Source organism: Chitinophaga pinensis DSM 2588 (assembly GCF_000024005.1).
Classification (GTDB): Bacteria; Bacteroidota; Bacteroidia; order Chitinophagales; family Chitinophagaceae; genus Chitinophaga; species Chitinophaga pinensis.
In genome coordinates, this window is the sequence record NC_013132.1 from 5,432,066 (window position 1) to 5,457,165 (window position 25,100).

General features: G+C 44.7%; 21 protein-coding genes. 6 read left to right on the forward strand and 15 right to left on the reverse strand.

What is annotated here, in order from left to right:
* Positions 1–22: 22 nt before the first annotated feature.
* Positions 23–2,425 carry an ABC transporter permease gene (locus CPIN_RS21680; RefSeq protein WP_012791983.1) on the reverse strand — a complete coding sequence of 801 codons (2,403 nt, stop codon included), beginning with the start codon at positions 2,423–2,425 and terminating at the stop codon, positions 23–25.
* 401 nt (positions 2,426–2,826) lie between these two features.
* Between CPIN_RS21680 and CPIN_RS21685 the strand changes: the two genes are divergently transcribed.
* Entirely contained in the window at positions 2,827–3,384 is a 558-nt protein-coding gene (locus tag CPIN_RS21685) for a hypothetical protein (protein WP_012791984.1), read from the forward strand.
* 113 nt (positions 3,385–3,497) lie between these two features.
* Here CPIN_RS21685 and CPIN_RS21690 read toward each other — a convergent pair whose 3' ends face one another.
* The 7 genes from CPIN_RS21690 to CPIN_RS21720 all read right to left on the reverse strand — a co-directional run bounded on the left by CPIN_RS21690 (position 3,498) and on the right by CPIN_RS21720 (position 10,620).
* Entirely contained in the window at positions 3,498–4,367 is an 870-nt protein-coding gene (locus tag CPIN_RS21690) for a DUF4249 domain-containing protein (protein WP_012791985.1), read from the reverse strand.
* A 2-nt stretch (positions 4,368–4,369) separates the two neighbouring features.
* Complete coding sequence (locus CPIN_RS21695; protein WP_012791986.1) at positions 4,370–6,994, reverse strand: TonB-dependent receptor; 2,625 nt, start codon at positions 6,992–6,994, stop codon at positions 4,370–4,372.
* Between the two features lie 75 nt (positions 6,995–7,069).
* Positions 7,070–8,014 (reverse strand): FecR family protein, encoded by a 945-nt coding sequence (locus CPIN_RS21700; protein ID WP_012791987.1) that lies wholly within the window; start codon positions 8,012–8,014, stop codon positions 7,070–7,072.
* Between the two features lie 60 nt (positions 8,015–8,074).
* Complete coding sequence (locus tag CPIN_RS21705) at positions 8,075–8,641, reverse strand: RNA polymerase sigma factor (protein ID WP_012791988.1); 567 nt, start codon at positions 8,639–8,641, stop codon at positions 8,075–8,077.
* Between the two features lie 445 nt (positions 8,642–9,086).
* A complete protein-coding gene (locus CPIN_RS21710; RefSeq protein ID WP_012791989.1) occupies positions 9,087–9,374 on the reverse strand; it encodes a hypothetical protein in 288 nt (95 codons plus the stop codon).
* Positions 9,375–9,527: 153 nt separating this feature from the next.
* Entirely contained in the window at positions 9,528–9,893 is a 366-nt protein-coding gene (locus tag CPIN_RS21715) for a hypothetical protein (protein ID WP_012791990.1), read from the reverse strand.
* 106 nt (positions 9,894–9,999) lie between these two features.
* Positions 10,000–10,620: a hypothetical protein gene (locus CPIN_RS21720; RefSeq protein WP_012791991.1), complete on the reverse strand. Its 621-nt coding sequence runs from the start codon at positions 10,618–10,620 to the stop codon at positions 10,000–10,002.
* Between the two features lie 379 nt (positions 10,621–10,999).
* On the opposite strand from CPIN_RS21720, the gene CPIN_RS21725 reads away from it, so the two are divergent.
* Together CPIN_RS21725 and CPIN_RS21730 are read left to right on the forward strand one after the other, a co-directional pair.
* Positions 11,000–11,494, forward strand: a complete 495-nt coding sequence (locus CPIN_RS21725) for a hypothetical protein (protein WP_044219388.1) — start codon at positions 11,000–11,002, stop codon at positions 11,492–11,494.
* Positions 11,467–11,727 carry a S41 family peptidase gene (locus CPIN_RS21730; RefSeq protein WP_044219392.1) on the forward strand — a complete coding sequence of 87 codons (261 nt, stop codon included), beginning with the start codon at positions 11,467–11,469 and terminating at the stop codon, positions 11,725–11,727. Before CPIN_RS21725 ends, CPIN_RS21730 begins: the two co-directional genes overlap by 28 nt.
* Positions 11,728–11,833: 106 nt before the next feature.
* Here CPIN_RS21730 and CPIN_RS21735 read toward each other — a convergent pair whose 3' ends face one another.
* Positions 11,834–12,679 (reverse strand): AraC family transcriptional regulator, encoded by an 846-nt coding sequence (locus CPIN_RS21735; RefSeq protein WP_012791992.1) that lies wholly within the window; start codon positions 12,677–12,679, stop codon positions 11,834–11,836.
* Between the two features lie 142 nt (positions 12,680–12,821).
* Here CPIN_RS21735 and CPIN_RS21740 point away from each other — a divergent pair, with 142 nt between their 5' ends.
* Complete coding sequence (locus CPIN_RS21740) at positions 12,822–13,784, forward strand: phytanoyl-CoA dioxygenase family protein (RefSeq protein ID WP_012791993.1); 963 nt, start codon at positions 12,822–12,824, stop codon at positions 13,782–13,784.
* Positions 13,785–13,831: 47 nt separating this feature from the next.
* Here CPIN_RS21740 and CPIN_RS21745 read toward each other — a convergent pair whose 3' ends face one another.
* From CPIN_RS21745 to CPIN_RS21760, 4 genes are all read right to left on the reverse strand, one after another.
* On the reverse strand, positions 13,832–14,746 hold the full coding sequence (locus CPIN_RS21745; protein ID WP_012791994.1) for a helix-turn-helix domain-containing protein: 915 nt from the start codon (positions 14,744–14,746) through the stop codon (positions 13,832–13,834).
* 24 nt (positions 14,747–14,770) lie between these two features.
* Entirely contained in the window at positions 14,771–15,517 is a 747-nt protein-coding gene (locus tag CPIN_RS21750) for an SDR family oxidoreductase (RefSeq protein ID WP_012791995.1), read from the reverse strand.
* A gap of 118 nt (positions 15,518–15,635) precedes the next feature.
* Complete coding sequence (locus CPIN_RS21755; protein ID WP_012791996.1) at positions 15,636–16,040, reverse strand: hypothetical protein; 405 nt, start codon at positions 16,038–16,040, stop codon at positions 15,636–15,638.
* Between the two features lie 49 nt (positions 16,041–16,089).
* Entirely contained in the window at positions 16,090–16,503 is a 414-nt protein-coding gene (locus CPIN_RS21760) for a DUF3592 domain-containing protein (protein ID WP_187294676.1), read from the reverse strand.
* Between the two features lie 389 nt (positions 16,504–16,892).
* Here CPIN_RS21760 and CPIN_RS21765 point away from each other — a divergent pair, with 389 nt between their 5' ends.
* Entirely contained in the window at positions 16,893–17,216 is a 324-nt protein-coding gene (locus CPIN_RS21765) for a hypothetical protein (RefSeq protein ID WP_012791998.1), read from the forward strand.
* 65 nt (positions 17,217–17,281) lie between these two features.
* Positions 17,282–18,274: a helix-turn-helix domain-containing protein gene (locus tag CPIN_RS21770; RefSeq protein WP_148230611.1), complete on the forward strand. Its 993-nt coding sequence runs from the start codon at positions 17,282–17,284 to the stop codon at positions 18,272–18,274.
* Positions 18,275–18,348: 74 nt separating this feature from the next.
* On the opposite strand, the gene CPIN_RS21775 is transcribed toward CPIN_RS21770, so the two are convergent.
* Together CPIN_RS21775 and CPIN_RS21780 are read right to left on the reverse strand one after the other, a co-directional pair.
* Positions 18,349–21,888, reverse strand: coding sequence for a DUF6443 domain-containing protein (locus CPIN_RS21775; protein ID WP_012792000.1), 3,540 nt, complete (start codon positions 21,886–21,888; stop codon positions 18,349–18,351).
* Positions 21,889–21,907: 19 nt separating this feature from the next.
* Positions 21,908–25,078 carry a hypothetical protein gene (locus CPIN_RS21780; protein WP_012792001.1) on the reverse strand — a complete coding sequence of 1,057 codons (3,171 nt, stop codon included), beginning with the start codon at positions 25,076–25,078 and terminating at the stop codon, positions 21,908–21,910.
* Positions 25,079–25,100: the final 22 nt, after the last annotated feature.

Below are 25,100 nucleotides of genomic sequence, written 5' to 3' on the forward strand. Positions count from 1 at the left end.
GGATAGACATGTAAAATACTTATCACTCTGCTTTCAAACTATTCACCGGGTCCATCATCGCCGCCCGTATAGCTTGCGAACTCACTGTAATCAAAGCTATCAGCAGCGCCGTCATACCTCCGGCTACAAACACGCTCCAGTTAATATCTACCCGGTTCACAAAATTATTGAGCCAGTTATGCATAAAGTACCATACCAGCGGAGCTGCAATTACAAAGGCGATACCTATCAACAGCATAAACTCCCTTGAGAAAAGGTATACGATATGTGCAGGAGTGGCGCCCAATACTTTGCGCACACCAACTTCCTTTATACGTTGTACTGCCATGAATGAAGCCAGACCATATAATCCCAGGCAACTGAGAAAGATGGCGATACCTGCAAAGATCTCATACAAATGTGCCAGCTGGCGCTCTTCCCTGTAATATTCTGCCACCTTCTGATCCAGGAACTGATATTCGAAGATCTGTTCGGGAAAGTTGTCATTCCAGAGTTTTTCGATCGCTTTCATGGAAGCCTGCGCATCGGCGCCTGCTGCCAGCCGGATACCTGCATTGCTGAAACGCCGTTTGATGTTGCTCATAAATACAGGCGCCATGGCTTCTTTCAGCGTACCGGCAGTAAAGTCCCTGACTACGCCTACAATAGGTCCTTTAATCCTTCCATCCCATACATCCATGTTTTTATTGAGCACATCCGCTGGTTTCAGCCCCAGTTTTTGTACCAGGGTTTCGTTCACCAGGAACTCACGTACGGAATCGGTGCGGGTGAGGTTGCGGCCTGCTACGAGTTTAATATCATAGGTGTTCAGAAAGTTATAATCTACCCAACGTGTCACCGAAGCAAATTTGACATCTTCCGTCTGATGATCAAATTTAAAGCCGGTCCACCAGTTACCATCACTGGAAGGCGCTGCATCCGAAAAGCTTACCTCCTGTATGCCTCTGATATGTTCCAGCTGACCCCGGAGATACGAAATCTTGGCATTGCCCGCACTGTCATTACGGAAAGGTACATTCACAATGGCCTCCCGGGTAAAACCCATGGATTGACTGTGAAAGTAATTCATTTGTTGCAAGATGATGAGTGTACCGATGATCAGCGCCTGTGTAATAATAAACTGGAAAACCACCAGTCCCCGGCGCAAAGAAATACCTCCTGACTTTCTGCCGGCGGCGATCCTGCTCTTTAGTGCATTAATCGGATTAAAAGCAGCTACTACAATAGAAGGATAGAAACCTGCCAGCAAAGTAACGACCAGGAAGATAGCGAACAGCAACAGATATACATTCCCGCTTGTCAGCATACCTGCTCCCAGGGGCAGACTCATGACACTGCTGATGAACGGTAACAGACATAACGCTAATATCATTGCCAGCTGCAAAGAAAGCAGCACCAGTATGGCGGTTTCAGACAGAAACTGTGTTTGCAGCTGCCAGCGGTTACTGCCGAGTACCTTGCGGACCCCAATCTCACGTGCACGATTTACCGCTTGTGCGGTAGCCAGATTGATGAAGTTCACACAGGCAATCAGCAGGATAAATGCGGCAATCATCCACAACATCCTGATGCGTTCCGGTGGTACCACGCGACCGATATAGTTTCCCGTACGTTTATCTGTATGCACGCCAGCCAAAGGCTGTAACATGTGTGTAGCCGTGTTTTTCGGGTCTTTATATTTCTTCGAAAAAGCAATCAGGTGCCGGTCAATCTTTGCCACATCCTGTCCCGGGCGCAGCAATACATAACAACTATGAATATCGTCTATCGTTACCCAATCCTTTATCTCATTTATTTTCATCATGGCATAAGTTGCCACCATATCAAACTGAAACTCTGTGTTTTCAGGAGGATCATCCAGTATACCTGTGACTGTCAGATTAAACTGCTGGTCAAGCCGGATAACCTTTCCCATAGCCTTATGCCAGTCGCCGAAATACTTCTCCGCAGTAGACCGTGACAAAACGGTTGCACTGGGATCATTTAACGCGGTGGCCTTGTTGCCGGCCAACCATTTATAATCAAATATGTCAAAGAACGAAGGCTGTAAGAAATATACCAGTGGTTTGAACTTATGTTGAATATTGCCTTTACTGTCTTCCAGTGTGACCAGTCTTTTACCCATTTGTACAATACCAGTCACCTTCTCAAATTCTGCAAAGTCATTGGGCAGCACAGTGGGTATGGGAAATGGTACAGCCTGTGTATAATTGGTATTGCCATTTTCCCCTGGTGATACTGTCAGCACCCTATAGATCCGGTCTTTCTTTGTATGAAACGTATCAAAACTCTGCTCGTATTGAATGATCACATAGATCACAAGACAAACGGTGATACCCAACGTAAGACCGGTAATGTTAAGTAATGCATAGCGCTTGTTGCGCCAAAGACTGCGGAAAGCGGTTTTGAGATAGTTCTTCAGCATAACTGGACGGAATTATTGGATATATATGTAACAAAAACGATACAAAAACAACAAACCGTTCATTATTAAACACTTACAACACAGCAATCGAATAAAAATGCCCGCTTTCGGCATTGTCATGTCCGGAAGCGGACACATTGAATAATAGTTTTTCTACCTTATGCTTATTATTAACAAATGCTGATTTGTTCCTGTAACCGTTGTATGGCTTACAGTTTACTTATAGTATTACTATCTGGCATAGACAATGATCTTATCGATACAGATAACGATCTATCTCTACAGCTTTTGTATTGCGCAAAATAGTTTCCATACTGCCCCGCTGATAATCTGTCCATACAACTATTGCATCGACTTCAGGATTTACTTATTTTTGATGCATTATATCTTCAATCCACCAGATGAAAACACTTCCGGACATCATACACCCTTTCTGGGGTAAGATCTTTGACAGCAGAGGCAATGGCTACTCCTCACCTGTTGGATTCAGTCATGCTTTCTTCGGAGAGAAAACGCATTCAGTATATCTGGGTCATCATGATATCTCACATACACCTAATTATATCAAGGCGCATCCGGATGAATACTATAAACCCATAGCGCCTATTCTGGGCGAAGATTATTGCCTGCTGGATGAATTTGCAGCGACTTATACGCACTTCCTCAGCAATATAGACGCGCATATCCGGCAATTGCAGGACGGTGTTTACGCCATCTTTACCACCCATCTCAAACCCCAGTTGCCCGATATCTACGAAACGTATCCTATCATTGAAACCCGGGAACAACATGATGAACACATCAGTCATCTGGCTGACATCCGGCTGTTACCTGGCGGATATATTGATATGATCTTCTACTATGACCTGATTCCCGCCCCTGTTTTTAACGTTACATTCAGAGATGGCGTCATGCTTGATCCGCTGGGCTACAGGGAGGATCTACAGGCGAACGAATAAGCCACCGTCGACACCTGCCATCATCTTCTATCATCATCATCTTTTCATCATTCCCGGAATATCACTTCCATACTATCCCGTAGTATCATTCTCATACTATCATTTTCGTACCATCACTTCCGCAACTCATATTGCCGCTGCGCGACACCGCCAACAATACCAAATCCTTTTATGATATTATTATACACGATCACCTTCTCCGATAGCCCGTCTTCATCTTTCTCCTCTGCCAGAGAAATGCTGTTCAGATAGTTATAGCTATGATAGGTCAGCGAACTTATTTCCACGATCATAGTATTGAAATTCTCAAAAACATCTGCTCTGAAGACAAATACCGGATTACGGCCATTGAATAATGCATCTGTAGTAAAGAATTCCGGATGTGTGTCGTCGTCTAATATGGGCACAGTCGCATCCCCTGATTCAAAATATTGCGGCAATTTCAAACTTATGGTATCACCTGCGCCATTAGGTACTCTAAGCAACTGGTACATTCTTATACGATAATAGTTTTGTATTGCCGGATCGTCATGTAACTGTACGGTGACAGCCGCCCTGTTTCGCCAGGCATCAATCCTGGTTACGGACATCTTTATTCCTTCGATTGCCACGGTATCAGGGATCTTATCACTGCCGGAAATCTCTTCATATCCCGCAACATCGGCTGAAACACGGTATGTTGCGCCCGCTTTTGCCAGGGTATTGCCCCTGTAATAAGTCCGCCCGGACTCAGTATAAGTCGTCAGGGTTTCTTTATAATTGCCGTCTTCATACAATTTAACGACAGCATCTTTCACCTCTTTAGGTCCGTACTCATTCAGACGGACAGACAAGCTGACCCTGGCAATCATCACACTGTCTTTATTCATCAAAAGGTTTAGGACCGGTCTGTTAGCTTCTTCCGGAATAGGGATATTAAAAGACTTTTCACAGGCGCTGATCGTGGATACCAATAACAACAGCAACAATACTTTTATCCGCATACTTAGAATTTTAAACTATAAGAAAAGCTAGGTGTGAGTGGTAATAAAACGAGGCCATTAAGATTGACTTTCGCTTTATTATCCGAATAATCTTTTACGTAATAAAAGAATGGATTCATCCTGTTATACGCATTCAATACACTGATATTCCAGGTCCGCACATTTCCATTCTTCTTCTCTTTGATAAAGTTGACGCCAAGATCCAGACGATGATAGGCGGTGATCCTTACATTATTCCGGTTGTTGATATAGTCTACAGTCGGCGACCAATTGTTCGGATCATTCGGTGTTACAGGACCGATCGTCCCTTCATAACGGGCTACCGGCACCGTGAAAGGAGACGCAGACTGATAGGTCCAGCTACCCGACAGCTCTATGTTCTTTCTGAGCTTGTAAATGGTGACCAGGTGGAAATCGTGGCGGCGGTCATATTTATAATAGAACGTATGACCATAATTGACACCTGGAATATTACGATCTGAGATCGCCCAGGTATATCCGAGCCAGCCGGTCAGCCGACCTGTTTTTTTCTGCAGCAATACCTCTAGTCCGTAAGATCTGCCGGTGCCGGAAGCAATCTGATCCTGCCAGGTATCTCCCTTGCTGGTTGTAAGATATTCCGCACCATCTTTATACTCTGCCACCTCCCTCATTTTTTTGTAATACACCTCAGCAGAAAATTCGTACCTGTTGCGGAACAGGTTACGTGCGAGTCCTAACGCAAACTGGTCTGCCTGCTGTGGTGCAACTTTTCTTGTTGCTGGCACCCAGAGATCTGTAGGCAACGAAATGGAATTGTTGGCCAACAAGTGAATGTATTGCGTCATGTGCGTATAAGACGCTTTTAATCCCCAGTCTCCGGGCAACAGGAAGCGCATACTAACACGCGGTTGCAGGGAATGATAAAAGTGATCCTGTACGCTGAAGCCACTCCAGTGTAAGCCTGCATTTAATTTCAGCCGAGATGTGATTTCCCAGTCATCCTCCGCATACAGATCCATTTCCGATGCCGGGATATTACGGTTATTATTTACCGAATCCAGTATTGTGTCATCTCCTTCGGTCTGTTTCATACGAATGATACCCGGTGTAAACCTGCGATGCATATAGGACGCTCCCATCTTGATGGCATGGGCTGGCATGGGTCGATAGTCTATATCTGTTTTTACACCATAATCGCGGATGCCTGAATTCAGCTTCAGTGTATTACTGCTGGCATCCGCATCGTATTTATCTTCGGTATGAATACCCGTACTGAATTTATAGCTGCTGCCGATCAGCATTGTATTGGTAAAGAGCTTTGGAGAAACGATATGCGTCCATCGCAGGGTGCCGGTGATGTTTCCCCATTGAATATTCAGATCTGATAAGTCATAGTTATCTGTCGGTCCTTCGCTATCATCCGAGTAGCGGTCGCGGATCCGGAGTTTATCTTTTCCCATGTAAAAGCTCAGGTAGAGCTTATCCTTTTCTGAGAACTGATGATGGATCTTTGCATTCAGGTCATAGAAAAAAAGACTGAATTTCTGCAGATCCTCCTCTGAGCTTTTTACAAACGGACTGGCAATCAGGTCGGGGTAAGACCGGCGTCCTGATAACACGTAAGATGTTTTACCTTTTTTCAGTGGTCCTTCCAGTGTTAACTGGGTAGACAACAATCCAACGGAAAACTCTCCGTGGTGTTTGTACATATTGCCGTCTTTGGTGGAGATATCGACCACTGATGACAGTCGACCGCCATACCGTGCCGGAAATGCGCCTTTATACAAGGTCACATCTTTGAGCACACTGGTATTGAATGTCGAGAATATACCCAGCAGGTGCATCGGATGATATAAGGGCGCTCCATCCAGCAATATCAGGTTCTGGTCGGGCGTTCCTCCCCGGATCAACAAGGCACTGGATCCTTCCGTTCCCTGTTTTACACCGGGCATCAGCTGCAATGCCTTCAGCAGGTCGGGTTCTCCCAACAGGCGAGGCAGCGAACGTACCTGGGCAGCGGGCAGATTGATACTGCTCATTTGTGAGGATTCCTGTATCCTTCTTGTATGCGTTCCGTTTACGGTGATGGCTTCCAGTTGTCTGCTGCCGGTGCGCAACCTGAAGTTAATACGCGGATTATCCACCATACTGATGATGGTATCGAGGCGGCTATAACCGATATAGGATATCTGAAGGCGTAATGAATCGCCGGGTACGGTAAGACTATAAAAACCATAGTTGTTGGTCGTCGTACCACCCTGCAACTGCGTCGTTACGATTGAAACGCCGATCAGTTTTTCCCCGCTTACCGCATCTTCCACAAAGCCGCTCAGCGTATTCACACTGGCCGGGCGTGCGATAATCAGGATATTACCACCTTTCTGTTTATAGTCCAGCGGTGTACCTTTCAGAATATCCCCCAGAATTTTTCCGAGCGGCGTATCTATGTAAAGGTGCGCTTTGACCTGTATCCCTCTTACACGTGTAAGTTCGTAGGATATCGGTGTTCTGCTTTTCTGTTCCAGCAGTTTCAGGGTTGCTTCCAGAGAGCCTGCCGGAATATTGATACTGAGTTTTTCACTGGCATTCTGTGCATTGACAGTCAACCAGGCGAGTAATAAATAAACAGTTATAAAATGACGCATAGTTTCTTTTTGTAGGAACATAGGCTTCCCTGCCGCCTTTGCAGCCGGTTTGTATTAAACAATATGTATCAGGTATTACTGTATGATCACCTTATTTCCGCTGAGCGTGTATGTAAGTCCGCTGATATCTTTCAACATCTCCAACACGTCTGCAGCTGTGTCTTGCTTGTTGATACGGAGCGTAAAGCGGTAAGACGCCACATTAGCCGGATTAAACGTCAGCTGTAATCCATAACGGTTTTCCAGGATACGGGCTATTTCCAGAAAGGAAGCGTCACGGATTGACAGATTACCATTGCGCCAGTCCTCTACGATCTCTTCCGAGCGGGTAGCGGTATGGTCCGTCAGCCGGTAAAGTATTTGCTGTCCGCTTTTGCATATGCCTAATACGCCACTACTATCAGTCACTTGTACGGCGCCGGAACTAACCATTACCATTACATCTGCTGACTGTGCATATTTCTTTACGGTAAAGCCGGTTCCAAGCACTTTTGCCTGTACACCACCTGGCATCTTTACGATAAAAGGATGCTCCGTTTGTTCCTCCACGGAGAAAAAAGCCATTCCATCCTTTAGCTCCAGCTCGCGGTTACGTTTACCGAAATCCTTTGGGTAACGCACAACAGTACCGGGTTCCAGCCACATTTCGGATTGATCCGGCAATTGCAGTCTGACGATGCCTTTACCCGCGGCAGCCGTCACAACCTCATACACCGGTTCTCTCCTGCTATATAACAAAGATATAACGGCGAGGGCAGCAATGACTGCCGCAGCCTGCCACCAGATACGACGCACAGGCGGTTTTATCGCATGTACCTGTACAGTGGCAATCGTGTCAAATATCTCCGCTTTCAGCGCATCTTTCATGGCTGTTTTCTCTGTGGCGTCGACCCATACTTCCCCCTGTTGTGGGAAATCAGCATACCAATTTTCAAGCAATACTCTTTCTTCCGGTGTAAGGATACCAAGAGAATGCTTTTCTAACAAGGAGTTAATGATATGCTGTTCAGGTTGTTTCATACAGTCAACGTTTAATAGACAATGCTCGAAATGGGAAAGTACTATGCAGGGAAAAAAAAATTATTCCATATAAAAATTGCCGAGGGCCTTTCTGAGTTTCTTCAAGGCATTAGACAATTGATTTTTAACAGTTTGTGTAGAAATAGCCCTTTTTTCGGCTATCTCCTCTATAGACAAACCGTGATCGCGGCTATCTATAAACACCTCCCGCATCTTATCAGGCAGACGGGTCAGTTCACGGTGATAACTGGCCTGTAAATCTGCTTCGGCCATATACTCACTGGTCGTATGCGTAATAACAGGTATAGACTGACCAGCCAGTTGCTGATACTTCTCCCTGGCACTCTCCGCCTTCAGATAATTCAATACCTTAAAGCGGACCGCCGCCCGGAAATAAGCCACAACGGATTCATTGATCTCTATCTGCGCCCTTTTTTGCCAGCAATACACAAATACCTCCTGCACGATATCCTTCGCGGCTGCTTTATCGTACAGATGCCAGTAAGCGGTTTCAAAAAGGGCTTCCCAATGACGTTCATATAACTCACCATAAGCGGACACGTTGCCTTCTCTGACAAGTTGCCAGAGTTCATTTTCCGGGATATGCTGAAAGTCAGATACAGGCATAATGAATTATAAAAATGGCCGTGAAGGTAGGAAAATTGAGTTTATCATGTATCTCTAACATATGATATGGTTTTTGTGGTTAACAATAATGTTTCGGCACAGTCATGATCACCAGGTAAAACAGCAGGCGCTTCTCTCCTCTTTCAGGCGCAGCCCTGTTGATGATGATTGCTGACACAATAATAATTCAATTATGCTAACGAAATCTGCTGATGTGCACAGGACGCAAAAACATGTGCATAGGACGCAAAAACGTGTGTACGGGAATCGGGGAAAACAGCGGAAAAATGTACTGGTGTTTATTGGTGGTTTGTTTTGCATCATTCATCTTTCGTTCAGCGAACGAAGGATCAACGAAGGATAACAAACAGCCAATAAACATCAGACACAATACTGATAAGATTAAAATGTACAAACATAAGCGGTTAGTAAAGAGGATTTTTGATCAGCATCCCAGGTAATCTTTGATCGCACTATGATACACCGTGCTGCCGGGATGGCGTTTGTAGTTAGCCTTCAGCACAGGATCATGCACAATACTTTTTGCATATTTTATTGCTGCCGCAAACCTGGACCGTTCGGTTTTCTGCAAATCTGAAGGTACCACGTTGCTCATATCGGGATATTTGCTGATGATCGCAGTACCCCTGCGTTTTTTAACGACAAATTGCTTGTCGGATGCGCCACTGGACAGCTTATACCCAGTGAACAGCGGATTTTTTGTTTTTGCCATAGCGATAATTTTTTCTTCAAAATTAGCGGAATCAGGGATGCGGGTTTTACGCAATTATGGGGCTAGTATAGGCGATCAATTTGCAATTCTCTCTTAATAATATTGAATCAATAATTCACTTGGCTGTCATCCTCCTTTACATTTATTTATATTCTAAATTGAATAGTCATAGAATGCGGTGGTTTGAAAATCATAAAAACTTATCATGCTTTTATTTACAGTTCCACTGAAGTAACTATTTGTTCCAAAATCGTACCCTTCAAATTTTTGCTTACTTTTCAACTCCAGATTTGTATAATTATTGTCTCCAAAATCGTAGAGCGAAAACTGTTTTCCTGAAGATGTTCCCGACAAGTAACAATGCCTATCATGATCATATACATTTACTTTCTTATCATTAATCTCCCCACTAACAAATGTGAATTTTGATGTTTGAAAATCATAGACAGATCCTGATTTTTTGTCGGTCAATAACCTGGCGGCAATGAATGCTATTATTTTTCTTCGTTCGTTTGTCATTATATGTTTTTTAAACTGTAAGGCAACATGAGAAATTGGACTCTTTTACATCATCGAAAAAAGAAATGTCGGTTCGATATAATTACCAACTGGCCCAAACGCCTCTTTAAAGTTCTTTTTGAGTTTTGCTGGAAGCCTGATCCTCCTCTTTCGTCTCTTGATCCTCTTTCAGCTTTTCTCTTAACAAATCTTTATACTCAATAATTGGTCCTTCTACATGGTAACGTATGCTTATTTCTATATTATGCTGAAACCATATGAAAGTTTCTTCCATGCCTTCCGTCAGCTTATACGATACAGATCTAAGTCCATATTTATCGCCTATTGCCAACTTCATAAGTGATATGGCTATTCCTGAGTGGTTGGCCAGATTATCATTATCCTGCCTTGCCTGTAAAACAATAGAATAAAGTTCATTATTATAAAACTGCGGAATAAAATAACAATACACACGATCCATATTTTTACGTCCAGTATAGATATCATAGCAATACATTTCGTTGACCCGGTCATAGTATAAAGTACTATCTCTTTCCAGTTCCCGAATCCTGTTATTTAAATCTGTTGGTGACATACCAAATCTGAACTGAAGAAAAGTGGTATCTTTCCTGATATTCGAGGTGACTGCCATCTTTTTCAACTCCAAATATTTTGCAAAGTCAGATTCAGACTTATTTTTACATGAAAGCAGTAAACAAAGTGAAATTAAAATGTAATATTTTTTCATACCTACGTAATCTTTATGTCAAATCTAAGATTTGAAACTATCTGACAACAATATGGAGAGAGGGGAAAAATCCGGTTTTTCTTTGTCTATTTGAAAACTTCCCCTAAAACGCTACATCTGTCAGATAACAGCCAACCGCTGCTACCAAAACCAACAAATTTGACCATACCAACCGTGCCGTCATGAATGCAGCCCTTATCGATGTCCAGCACCCGCAGCTTGCCTGCCTGATAGAGTCCTTTATCTTCTTCTCTAAAACTGATGTAAGTCCTGTACAGTCAGAAAATGGAAACCGCTGCTGGTAGCCTCCAACGAATCTGGTTTTAACAGAGAACTATACGCTACCTGGTTTACAGCGGGCAGTATTGGTAGTACCGCCATGGTACGTGTGCGCAGGAATAATAAACAGCGGCAGATCACACTGAAAAGGATCGACCGGAATACCTACTATAATCTATGGGGACAGATACCTCGTCAGGCTGCTAGCACCATTACCAATCCGCCTTATTGCAAAGTATTAACGGGTAATATCGGTTACCTGCGACTGAACAGGCTTTACTCAAAAGACCTGGACAGCATCAGCAAATTGCTGAAGAATTGCGAAAAGATTATCATTGATGCACATGGGTATCCGAAAGATGCCAGGATCGGTACCAATTTTGCCGCCTACATTGCGAAAAAGACGGACACCGTTGCTTATGACTTGTTCCCATATGTGACCAGCCCTGATCTGCTTAAAATGCAAACTTTGACTGATTACGCGGTGATCGAACCCAACGCGAATCCCTATCTGAAAAACAAAAAGTACTATCTGTTGGTAGATGAAGGGAATCAAAGTCAGGGGGAATGGAATCCGATCGCCATCCAGGGGTGACGAATGCTACGACCATCGGACGGACTACCGCGGGCGCCAATGGTATGGCCGTTACGATTCCTTTACCAGGTGACTATATGAGTTTTTATTCCGGTTTTGCAGAATATTATCCGGACCATACGCCTAATCAGCACCTGGGTGTTAAAATCGATGTGATCGTTGATAAGACGCTGACAGGGGCGATTCGTGGAGAAGATGAAATATTGAATAAGGCTTTAGAAATCTGTCAATAAGATGCTGTGAAAGCACTGTTCCTGATAACAGGAATGGTGCTTTCATCGAATCTTTCTGTTATCAATAATACCGGCAATACTGTCCCGCTGTTGATCTTCGATAAACCTACTGATGCTGATGCATTCTTTTAAACAAGGCGGGTGTTTGTCCGACCAATGTCTTGAACAGTTTATTAAAATAAGAAGTACTTTCAAACCCTACTTCATAACAAACTTCCGCTGCGCTTTTCCCCTGTAACAAGAGGTTTTTTGCCTGACTGATACGGTACTGATTTAAAAAGTCGGTGAAAGTCATATTCGTTTGCCGCTTGAAATAGCGGCAGAAAGCAGCCGTACTCAGATGGACTTTTTCCGCCACCACATTGACATCCGGATCCTTATCGTAGTTTTCGCTGACATAATCGTAGATAGTCCCCATACGCACCTTATCATTCAACAGCCATTTAACGGTCGTATCATCGGGGTTAAGGACTTCTACTTCTCCGGAATGTGCAAGTATCTGAAAGATATCCAATACCCCTAACAGCGAACTAAAAGCATCTTTTTCCTGTAAATCACGCAATCTGGTCACGACGGCTTCTTTCGTCCGGCCATGAAAAGAAAGTCCTTTATAGGATTGTTCCATGAGTGTGGCAATGGCCGCAAATTCCGCTGTAGGAGTTACCAGGGAGGGCAGAAAATCGGGTTTCAGTTGTAAAACGATCTGTTTGTAATCCACCTCCAATCCGTAGTCAAAATTGAGATGTGGTACGTTTGGTCCGATCAATACGAGGTCACTGGTCACATAACTGGAAATATGCTGTCCGACATGCCGGATCCCGCTCAATGCCTCTACATAGACCAGTTCTATTTCCGGGTGAAAATGCCAGTAAAAGTGATGTCGTAAGCTGGGGGAGAACAGCTTAAAAGAACGACCGGGCGCAATCATAATTTCCTCCAGCTTGATCTTCATATTGCTCCATTTTGGTCTGCCATAGCATTGAATTTTACAAAAATAGTCAATACAGCGCAATTACTGGTCATTGGGGAGAAATGGAGAACCGGGGATTATCGTCAATTTTGAATCATCACTTTAAAACAAAAACACACGTTATATGGAAAATGTATTAACCAGTGTCGCGGGTGAAAATAAAGCCCATAAAGAGATTCCCGGTAATCCTTCCGTCGCGACCAGCAGCAGGCATCAACTCAATACCCGTGCAAACGGAGAACCCCTAAGGGTATTAAGCGAAGAGGATTGGCAATTCTGGATAACAAATGGGTATATCGTTATAAAACAGGCGGTCCCCAAAGAACAGGTGCAGATACTGGCAGATTTCCTCTGGACATATGAAAACAAAGACCCTAAAGACCCGAAAACCTGGTATAAACCCACACTGCCTATGAAAATGACGGAACTCAATAACACCGGTATGGTGGAGATATATAATCACCAGTATCTCTGGGATAACCGGCAGTTTCCCAAGGTACATCAGGCTTTTGCGGATATATGGGGGATGGAGGAATTATGGGTGACGATCGACAGGGCTAACCTGAATTTCCCTATTCGTCCGGGCCATGAATACAAGGGATTCATTCACTGGGATTACGACCCGGAAACCAGGCCCCAGAATGTACAGGGTGTATTGGCATTGGCAGATCAGACGGACGAAAATATGGGCGGTTTTCAATGTATACCGGAACTATTCCGGACTTACGATACCTGGAAACTGACCCAGCCGGAAGACCGTAATCATTTCAAACCTGACACCACAGGTTTTACGCCTACCAAGGTGAAGATGGAGGCAGGTGATCTGCTGATATTTAACAGTTTACAGCCACATGGCATCCGTGTCAATAACAGCAAGGATAAGGTACGTATTGCACAATATATTTCGATGATGCCGGCAGAGCAGGATAATGAGGAAATGAGACAATGGCGGATCCGCTCCTGGCAGGAAAAGATGGTACCAGAGGGATATGCTTTCCCGGGTGATCCTTTACATAGAGAGAAACAGCATCCTATCGCACAATTAAGCGAACTGGGAGAAAAACTGCTCGGATTAAGGAAATGGTAGTAGAGATAAAGGAGGACAGTTATGGCGCATAACTGTCCTTCCTGACTTTAATTAAATTTCGACCGGAATACGGAAGGTGATACCTGTGCCTTTGATTTAAACAATTTGTTAAACGAGGCTGGTTGCTCAAATCCCAGCTCATACGCAATTTCGCTGATGGATAACTGTGTAGACGAAAGCATTTCCTTCGCCTTCTCTATCAGTTTATCGTGAATATGCTGTTGTGTACTTCTGCCCGTCAGCACTTTCAACAGACTACTCAGGTAATTGGGTGTCAGATGCAGTGCGTCGGCTATTTCCTGTACGCTGGGTATCCCTTTATGAATCAGGTTGCCCGACTCAAAACAGGTATGTAACAGCTCTTCCAGTTTCGATAATACCTGGTGACTGGAAATACGCCGTGTAATAAACTGCCGCTCGTAGTAGCGCTCCGTATAATTCAGTAATAGTTCAATTTGCGTAATGATGATATTCTGGCTAAATCTGTCAATATTCGCCTGGTACTCGCGCTGGATATTCCTGAACACCTCGACCATTGTGATTTCTTCTTTCTCTGAGAGGAATAATGCCTCATTTACCGCATATCCGAAGAACTCATACTTCTTTATTTTGGTGGCCAAAGGCGTATTCCAGAGAAAGTCAGGGTGAACCAGCAGCAACCATCCGGAGGGATCAGCGGCTGCCTGGTGATCGATTTCAAGCTGCACCACCTGTTGCGGCGCTACCAGCGCCAGTATACCTGCTTCGAAGTCATAAGCCTCCTGTCCATAATTAAACTTTCTTCCGACATGTCTTTTCAGTCCAATGGAATAATAGTGCTGGACTAATCTGATCTCATCATATTCCACCGGATATTGCACCTGGCTGTAATCAATCAGACTTACCAGTGGATGTTCCGGTTGAGGCAGGTTGGCGAAATGGTGAAACTCGCTGATGCTATTAAACTGAAGGTCTATCTTCATACCCGGATGATTTTAACATACATTTTACCATTCCTGGTTGGTTGGCAAGATAAACAATTCCGATACATCTACATGCGCCGGCGCTTCCAGTGCGTAGGTCATGCTATGGGCGATATCTTCCGGTGAGAGGAAAGTCATCTGTTCCCGTAAGCCCTCCATTCCTTTTTTATAATCTTCATCGGTGATCTGATCATACAGGTTGGTTTCCACGGCGCCCGGCTGAATGCTCGTTACCCGGATATTGTGTTTCTTGCCAATTTCCATACGCATGATATCTGAAAAGGCGGAGACAAAATGCTTGGTGCCGCAGTACACGGCCAGTCCCTTGAACAGCTTACGGCCGGCAATAGAAGAAAGATTAATGATATGTCCGGAGGATTGTTTGATGAAAGCAGGCAGCACGGCGGCTGTAACGTTTAGTACCCCTTTGATATTGATGTCCACCATGGCTTCCCATTCATCGACTTTAAAAGTATCGATATCAGCTGTCGGCATAATACCCGCATTATTTACCAGGATGTCTATGCCGCCAAAATGATGGATCAGCTGTTGTACGCCTTTGGATACGCTGGTTTTGTCGGCTACATCCATTTCAATCACCAGCGCTTCGCCACCGGCCTGCCGAATTTCATCTGCAACCGCCTGCAGCAGTTTCGTTCTCCGGGCCGCTAAACATACCTTTACGCCCTTCGCTGCCAATACGATGGCTACTCCTTTTCCGATGCCGCTGGAGGCGCCTGTAATGAGTGCTACTTTTCCTTTAAGTTCCATGTGATATTGTTTTTTGTATCACAAAATTGGAACATGTACAGGGAGGAAAATTTGCCAGATCTATGGTTTCATTTGCCAAATCTCCTATCGGCATAATTTGCAGGGAAAGCGCTTATTTTCAGAAATATGCTTTCAAAAGGAAATAACCAAACCCCACCACGATGAAATCCGCAGCAATGGCTAATAATACCAATGGGAACCCAAATATACTCCAGTAACGCAAGCGTCTTATGTGAGGCACTTCACCAGGTACATAGATAAATGCCGCTTTCTGCCCTATTTTCCATGATTTGTATGTAGCCCCGTTCATCCCCCGATAAGTGATCGTCTCTTTCTCACTGATGGTAATCTCAAACAGCGGGTAATAATAGACGCCATCCTCATCTTTAGTTTCGACAAACTTTATCACCGCTCCCTCCACACATCTACCCTTCTTTACAAATGTCGTTGCATGTCGAAACGCTACCAGGGCAAATGCCAGCACAACAGCGCCTATTACTATAAAAAGAATGCAGATGATCATAAGTGGTTGATTTTAATATGTTTAATTGGTCAACAGCGCGGTGATGATATCAAAACGCAGACTGCTTCGAAAAGCGACGTTTCGGATTCAACAGATAATATCCACCACCTATGATCATCAGTGGTAAACCAACTACTATAAAAGCAATAGACCAGCCAAAAAGATCTTCATAGGTTTTTCTGATGGCATAGGATGGCTGTGCGGGATTGTATAGAAATGTAGCCGTATCCCCCACGGCCCAGCTGGCAGGATTGCTTCCATTGTGGTGACGATAGATAAGCGGGGCGCTTTCTTTCGTGTGAATGGTAAAAACCGGATAATATGCACCATCATCCACGGTCATAGCTGTAACGGTGCCCGTCGCCCGTTCCGCATTGCTGATAAAGTCAATGCGAGCTTTCAGTTTATACAATGAAAAGCCAATTAATATAAGACCAATAATAAAGAATATGGTGTAGCGCATCTGGTTTGTTAACCTGGTTGAATATTCGGTTTTCGAAATATAATAGAAATTTCGGGAAATAGCTAATCCCGGCACCGCAAACATCCGATACCATTTTCCCGCAACGGCTATTTCCCGGGCCACTCAAAAGTATAAAGCACAGGAAAAACCGGATCATCTATTATTATCATATGATTATAAAATATCTTTTTTTCATATGATAGATAACAAACCCGGTTGGTGCTGTTTTAGAGATTCTTTAAATCGTCCCTACTCTCCATGACAACAGGATTTACGTATTGAACTTGTGAAAATTATTTGCAACAAAACTAAAAAGGCTTTTCTGCTCCTTTCTTCAACTTTGCAACCATCTGATTCAGAAAAAAATCAGATTTAAAAAATCAACAATCATGAGTTACCAACCATTTAAGTCTTCCAGGGCTAAAGAAGCCCTACGTCAGGCCAGGGAGACATTCAACCAGAATGAGTTGCATGTACAGCGCTGGTTCAGATTAAAAATAACCATTGGCTATGCGGCGATAGTCATACTGGCCGTTATTCTTATCCTATCCGCCGTCATATTGTTCAATCATCATCATTTTACCTACGGAACTGTTTCCTGGGCAGGGGGCGCCATGTTTACAGACATTCCGGGGGTCGTGTTTACGGTATGGAAAATAATGCTGAATCCTCAATCTGTACCGCGTTTGGAGCCTGTGATAAAAATTAATTAAAAAACCCATGTTATTTAACCACTAAAAGCGCAACTAAACATTTACTCATTTAAAATGTTCACATTGTGCATAGACGTCCAGGATTAATGGAGTTTAAAGTCTCCCCTCAACAGAAACATTTAATTAAAAACATCACTCACAAAGAAAATGACCCAAAAGCCAATATCCAAGGAGCCACCCGCACAGTTATAAACGGTGACTTCGGTTCCTTTAGTATGGAAGTACTGAAAGGGCGTTCATTCATAATCGGCTGGTTAAATGCGGTAATAAAAATAGCTATTGATATTCTTCCTCATACAGACATACCCATATTATGCTGGTATGGGACGCTTCGGGGCAATGTGCCCTGTACTTTGTCAGGTAAAGGTCCTGTACCACTTAATGAGTTGTATCAGGCTATCTATTATGTACCCGCTCATGGCACCAATATAGCCCGCTTTCCCGTAGGCAGATACGAGGCCGTATATATTTCTGTATCGACCAGTTTCTTTGAAGATTTCTTCAGAACACACCCACAGTTCCGTGAAATATATGAAAGCAAGCATAAATGTTCGGAAGAAGGTATTGTACTCCCCTATTTCGATCTTTCCATTAATGTGACAAGCATACTGGAACAGATACACGATCACCAGAAAGAGGGAGAGGCTATGGAACTATTTCTGGATCTCAGCATCAGAAAATTGTTCTATCACTACTTTATTACTTTAGCGCAATCTGAAAAAGATGAATGGATTAATGTTATCAAAAAAGAGATTGATGACAATATCGGCGCGGATATCAAAATAAGTACGCTGACACAAAAAATAGCGTTTCAGAACGGCGGCCGTGCCAACCGTGAATTCAAAGCACGGTTTGGGGTGACAATTAAGACCTACGTAAGGCAACAGATATTGCTGCGGGCGGAATGTTCACTGATACACGAAAAAAGCAAAACAATCGCGGATATCGCATCCGAACTTGGATTTACCGGACAATCTTACTTTACTACTTTCTTTAAAAAATGGAATGGTATGACGCCCAGTGAATTCAGGAACCAGGCTGACACCCTGACGGAATAACAACTCATCTCTTATTAAACAACGAGGCCCCGTCATATACGGGGCCTGTTGTTTTTATAATGTCTGTAAAATACTTACTCCCATAAATACTGGTAAGGATTTAAAGAACTTCCCGTAAACGGCTGCACCGAAATCCACCTTCCCGTCTGTACATCATACATCCTGTTATTATCATTATACCAGTCCAGTCCCGGCCCTACTCTCATTTCCCGGTTGTGCAGTTCATTACTTTTATACCGATACCGGTTATCCAGGTATGAGGTACCCCTTAATGCCTTCGAACTGATACCTTCCATCAACAGTCCCATAGGATAGTAATGCGTATCTTCCAATAAAGCCCCAGGCAGATGGCGGATAACAAAGTTATCGAAATACACATCCGCAGCAGATTCATTACTCAGGTAGAGGTACAGAAAACCTGACTTCTCAGCAATCATCTGTGGCATGACCACATTGACCTGTGCATCAGGTGCACCCTGTACCTGTCTGACGCCACTATTGCCCTGCACTACTTTGAACTGATCATCAAACAGCACAAATGACAGATAGGCTTTGGGCCATGTCGGCTCATTCTGGGCTGGCTCCTGGTTCAGTAACTGCTGGTAATCCGTACTACTGAAACTGGTTGCTAAAGGAGAATTAGGACCGCCTGACATATGTGGCCCCTGCGACACGCCTCCACTGCTGAATGCCTGTAAGAGCGCTGACAACATGCTGGCCGCCGTATTACTGGAGGTATTGGCAGTTGTACTCTTGTAGAAAGCTTTGGCCACAGCGGATATCGTATCTCCTTTCATCACACGCAATACCAGCGAAGGACCGATCTTAGCGCCATCTACACCATTCAGTTTAGCGACGTAATCATTGGGATCTGTGGTATTGTCTGTCGGATAACCTGTAGGTAAAGGCGCCGTTGTATTATCGATATTGCTGAATAAGACATTCTCCACACCACTCCTGGCTGTTTCCATAGAAGCAAAGTAATCAGCGGTATCGCGGTTTGCGCCAAGTAAAGCGCGCACATTCCCCTGATAATCCTTTACAAATGCCTCAAAGACGTATTGTACCGGCTGACCGGTCTTATAAACAGGACGGATACGGCCATCAGCATGTGTCATCACCCGGATGGTATCACGCTCCCACACAAAGCCATTTGCGTACTGGATCACCCTCGCACTGCCTTGCTGTGCGCTGGTATCCAGGATGATCTTTGTGAGCAGCTCTCCTTCGGAATTGAACTGAAAATAGATCATCCCTTTCTTACAAAAGATAACAGAAGGTTTATTATTCTGGTCGTAGATGATACTATCGATATCCTTGTTGTTATCTTTTGCCAGATTACCACCCGGATCATAGCTATAATCCTTACTGTCATCATTCACCGACTCCCTGAAATCGCCCAGGATGGTTTGCGGATTATTCGTACGATCGGTGATATGACTCAGGCGATTACTATTGTCCAGATAACCATACTCCAGACTATCAATCGTCTGTATCGCCATGCCGTTCATACCTCTTTGTTTCATAGACAGGATATTGCCATTGATGTCGTAGGTAAGACGATTGAGGGAAAAATCTGCTTTATCTGCGGTCCAGTTGCTACTACCCTCGTTCTGCTGATTAAAATCACCTGCCAGTAATCTATCCATCCGGTCATAACTATACCCATAAGCACGGGGCATACCATCGGCGCCACTTTTCCATTTTATACCGGCGACATTCCCGTTGTAGTAACTATTGGCAAAACCGGTCTCATAGGAGATTTCCTGCCCGAACCAGTTATCGGTGCTGTTGGGTGTATTGACAAATGGCTTGTTGATACCTGTTAATTGTCCGCGGAGATCATATGTAAAGGTCTGCGTCTCCACCGGGGTACTGTTACCGCTGGCATATAATTTCTTGGTCTTCATTCTGCCCAGTTCATCATATTCCATCTCTGCAACTGACAATCGCAGGGCGGGATTGTCATTGTATTTTTTGGTGATGGAATCCAGTCTGCCGGCTGCATCATAATGATAAATAGTAAGTAGTTGCGCGGCGGGGGCCGTCAGCGAATTGGTCTTCGTTTGTGTCAGATAAGTACAGACCAGTTTACCTTCCAGGTCATACATATAAGACGTGATATCCAGGCCATACCTGACGTTATCGAATACCGTCTGACTCAGGCGGCCGCTGTTGTTATAGAAGTAACGATTGAGGAGCAGCCGTTTTAGTCCGGGTATGGTCAATGTCTTTATTGTCAGCAATCTATGGGGCAGATTCGTATGATAAGGAGGCGGTGGTTCAAAATAGATATTACTACCTCCTTCTACCTTTAAAGGTTCTATGCCGGAATAAAAAACATTGTCGACAAAGAGGTAATCGTCATACTGGTCTTTGGTGATCATCGAATATTCTTTCGTCGTATCTACACCGGGATAAGGCTTTGTGGAATCGTAGGGGCTGGCATTGATCCGTTTTAACAGGGAGTCGCGTGAGGCAGTATTCACAATCAGGCCGGTGGACCTCAGCCGCCGCCGAGTATCATCATAATAGTAGAGCTGCCACATATTCCTGCTTTTCAGCACAGCTGATCTTGACATGGTCAGGCGATTACGGAGATCATAGATCCGTTCCAGGGAATCAATACCTGGTTCTTTGACAATGACCTTTCTTCCCCGGCCATCATAGCGGTAAATAATGCATAGTTCGTCTGCTATGGCGTTGGTGATGATCCAATCAGATTGAATCGCCTGTACCGCCTTAGGAGATAGTACGACCCGCAGGCGGCCCATATTATCATAGGTGTAATAAGTACAGGCCCAGCCGTAATGGGCTGTTCCCGGCAATTCAATGGCTTGTTGCTTACGCAGGACCACATGTCCTTCTATATCGGTGTATACAACCTGCTGTGTACCATTTTCATCCATCGTCGTTTTCTTGTGGAGCGTACCAGGCGCATATCGCTGACTGGTAAACGGCAGGATATCCGTTCCGTTAAAACGCCAGATCAATACGGAATCACTTTCTGTATTGAGCTGATACAGCTGTTGTGCGGGCTTGTTACCGGCCTCTTTTGCATAGGCATTACCAGGACGATAGGTCTTCTCTTCCCGGCCTAAAGGCGATTGCTCATAGGTCGTTTCGTGGAAGAAATAACTTTCATTGTTGATACCGGGATTGAGGGCGGCATCCTGGTAAAATGCCTGTTGATCCTGGAAAGGATCGGATTTAAAACTGCCGTCATTCGTATTACCTGTTTGCGGAACGTAGGGCAGGTATTGGAAATGTGCCCGGCCATCTGCCTCATACAATACCGGTGTAACCAGGTCTTTACCCGCAGGACTCTTTTGCTTTTCTACCAACTGCAAACGCCGTCCCAGGCCATCCAGGTATTCGGTTGTTTGTCTGACGTACCTGGAAGCTGTAAAAGGAGACTTCACTACCGCCGGATCAGTGATGGGTATGTTTGGCTGCCAGCTACGGATATAACTGATAGTGTTACACTGGTATGCAGGAGGTACGGGCAGTGTAACAGGTGTATAAGGTGTAGGTGTAAGCGGCACATTCTGGGCGACGGCACGCTGTCCGGTACCCAACACTAACAACAATATGATAAATTGATATGTACGCATCTGGAATGATGTGAAGGGGTTATTCTGTAATAGGTTTCATGTACTGGTAATCGATTAGTTTGAGGATCGCACGATCCCCATTCTGTACCATTTTTAACCGTCCTGTTTCATCGTAGGAATAGTAGGTGATGTTGCCACGGTCATCACACTCACTTGTCATCCCTGTATGAGGTTGATAACTATATGATTTAATCTGAGATCTCAGCGGGAAGACTCTTACATCATCTATGAAACCAGAAGAAGGAAAAACGATATCCTGTGGAAACTGCCCCGACAACCAGTGCATATGAAAAGTCCATCCATTGACTGTTCTCCCGCTTGTAGCAGGCTGAAAAGGAATCTGCCTTGGAAATACGAAAGGCGTAGGACTTTTGGACCAATAGGTCAGTACAGCTGTGGGCAACACGATATTACCGACGCCAAATGTACCGGTGGACAGGTCATAACAACGCTCACCGACAGGAGATGTAGCATCCACCACAGGCGTACCTGAATATGCCCAGCCGCCACGTTCATCTGTTTCAAAGGACGTATAGGCGACGTATGGCCGGCTTGAAGTGGTAATCTCCGCTATCTTGTATAGCTGTTTATATCCGTACAGGTAACTGACAGGGACACCGTCAATGCCGGTTGTCTCCGTCACATTATTGTTGCTGTCGTACATACTAAAGGTGGTGACCAATTCATAGCGACTGTCTCTGACGAAGTTGCCACTGATTCTGCTTGTCGTGTAGGCAGACAATGGAATAGGCGCCGGCACGTTCAGCTCATAGATCCTGTCCGGAAAGGGGCGGTCTGTCCGGTAATTAGTTAACGTTGCACCGACTACGTAGTCTACGCCATCAATGGTACGGATTTGTATTCTTTCAATTGGCACCAGGACATTTAATCTGCCCAGGTTGCGGATCGCTAAAGCGTCGCCACCGGTTGTAGTCGTAGTATCATAATCCCAGGAGTAAATAATTCGTTCTTTGATGGTGTCTCCCTTGCTGTCCGGGTAGCTGACAACAGCGGGTAAATTATGTCTGATCCCGCTAACAGCATAATCTATCTGTTTCGTCAGAGTTTGTCCCGACAGATAATCTATTTCCTTTGATTGCTGCAGGTAAAAACGGTCTGAGAAGAAAGTAGATAGGGAAGTATTATAGTTGTTGTTATCGGGTGTATTCAGTGTACAGTATTGTGCGTAGTTAGTTTTCACGCCTGTTGTCTGATAACTCTCTTCCAGGGCTTTGTAAGTGTAGCGGTATTCTTTTACCAGTTCATCGACGTTGTCTTTGAGTGCGTATAGTTTTCTGTTGACGAGCGTGCCGATCTGCCAGGAAGTATTAAGCGGTGTGACGTAGGGAGCGGTATTGCTGACGGTATGATTCTCCGGCAATAAATAGACACTTTCTGTTTTACCTTGTCTGCCGGCAACACTGGAATCAGACACGGTGATGTGGCTGTAAATAACAGGGATCGCATCTAAGGGCCAGACACTTTCATCAAAAACAGTTGCCGACTGTCCACAGGCAAGACAAGCGCCTGCACTATCCCTGTTATATTCCATCTTTGCGATGTAGTAAGGAATATCCAGGAAGGCCACCTGGTTGAGACTATCGGCGTACTGGTACGTCCGGTAGCTGGAAGGCGTACCTATACTATCATTGGTAATAATCGTCTTTATGCGTACACCACCTACTGCATAAGGCACTGGCGTACCACCAGGGACTGTCAGGAATGGAGACAAGGTGGTGAGTGTGTTGTAATCCTCTACCCTGACCTGGTTGGGTTCATATTCAAAAGCGGTACTACCACCTGTAGGATGGATGATAGTTTGCAACATACCATAGCGGGCGGCTATATTGGCACTCCGGTTGCCATAGTTGGCAGCCGGTGCATTCCAGCCAGGAATCAAAGATGCATAGTCTATATCAGGGATCATGCCTGCGTTACCTGCTGCATTGTAATATCCCCAATGGTCCTGGTCATTTGAGGACATTGCCGGGAAGGCATCCTGTTCACGGTAATAGTGGAACTGCCATAATTTATCTGTTGCATCGCCATTCCATTCCTGTACACCTGATAATTTCAATCGTTTATTGGTATCAAAATATCCTTGCAGAAAAGAATAGGATTTGATCTTTTTGTTGTTTCCGGCAAAGATGCTGAGTCCTGTGATGGAAGGGATGGCGGCAGTATCCTGGAGTGCCTTGATGTCTTCGCGGGGAATAGTACTGATAGCGAATTTAACATAGCCCTGATCGTAAATGACAGAGTCAGGTAAGAGGCAATTGATCTGTACTGTTCTTGTATAGAGGGCTTGTCCGTTGTCGGCGCTACAGGTACCTGCTACCGCGGAAAATGCCACAGCGGATTTCTGTTGCTGTACGGAATAGCTGTATTTTCTGTACCTGAACAGGATCGTCCTGTTTTGACTGGTAACTATCCTGGATAAATAGTAAGTAGCCACATCATCAAAAGCAGGTGTATATCCGTATACGGAGGCATCTGTCACGGTGCTCTGTTCCAGTGTACCAAAGTAGTAGTTGTTGTTCTGATTATCGAGCACACGTATTTCGTTATTCCCCCGGAATACCCGGATATCGTTTTTGGGCACCGTTACTACATTCATGAGGGTATCATAATAGTAAGCGCCGGATTTGCCGGGATAACTGTACTGATACTGATCAAATTCAGCGTCGGCATTGCTGTTGATCAGATTATCCAGCCAGGTATGCTGCTGACCGGTCGTCATATGCCCCCGCAGGAAGGACTTCAGCATTGTCATGGAAGCGGAGCTGATACCGCCGTCGAAGAGACCTGCGGTTTTAAAATCATTGAGCCCATGCTGCCGAAAGCTGATCATACCCCCGTAATGCAAAGACCAGCCATCGCCTAAGGAGGAAGGCACTTCATTTACTTTGAGACCATTACTGTGGTAACGGAGTGTGATGGGCAATGCAAAGGAACCGATCTGCAGGTCTGCCAGGGTAATGTTTACATCAGCGATACCGGCACTTTCTCCCGCAGGAATGCGATTGGCCTTGCTGACAGCAACAGCGTCATGAGACCTGGGGATCAGCCGGGGGAGCGTATGCTGTTGCTGGCGTGCCTGAGTAGCAAAAGCGGTGAGCAGCAATAGTGATAATAAGGTGATAAAACCGGGCAGGCGGCCTGTTCCCGGCAGGGATTGATACAACGACATGTAGTGGAGTTATTTAGGTGAT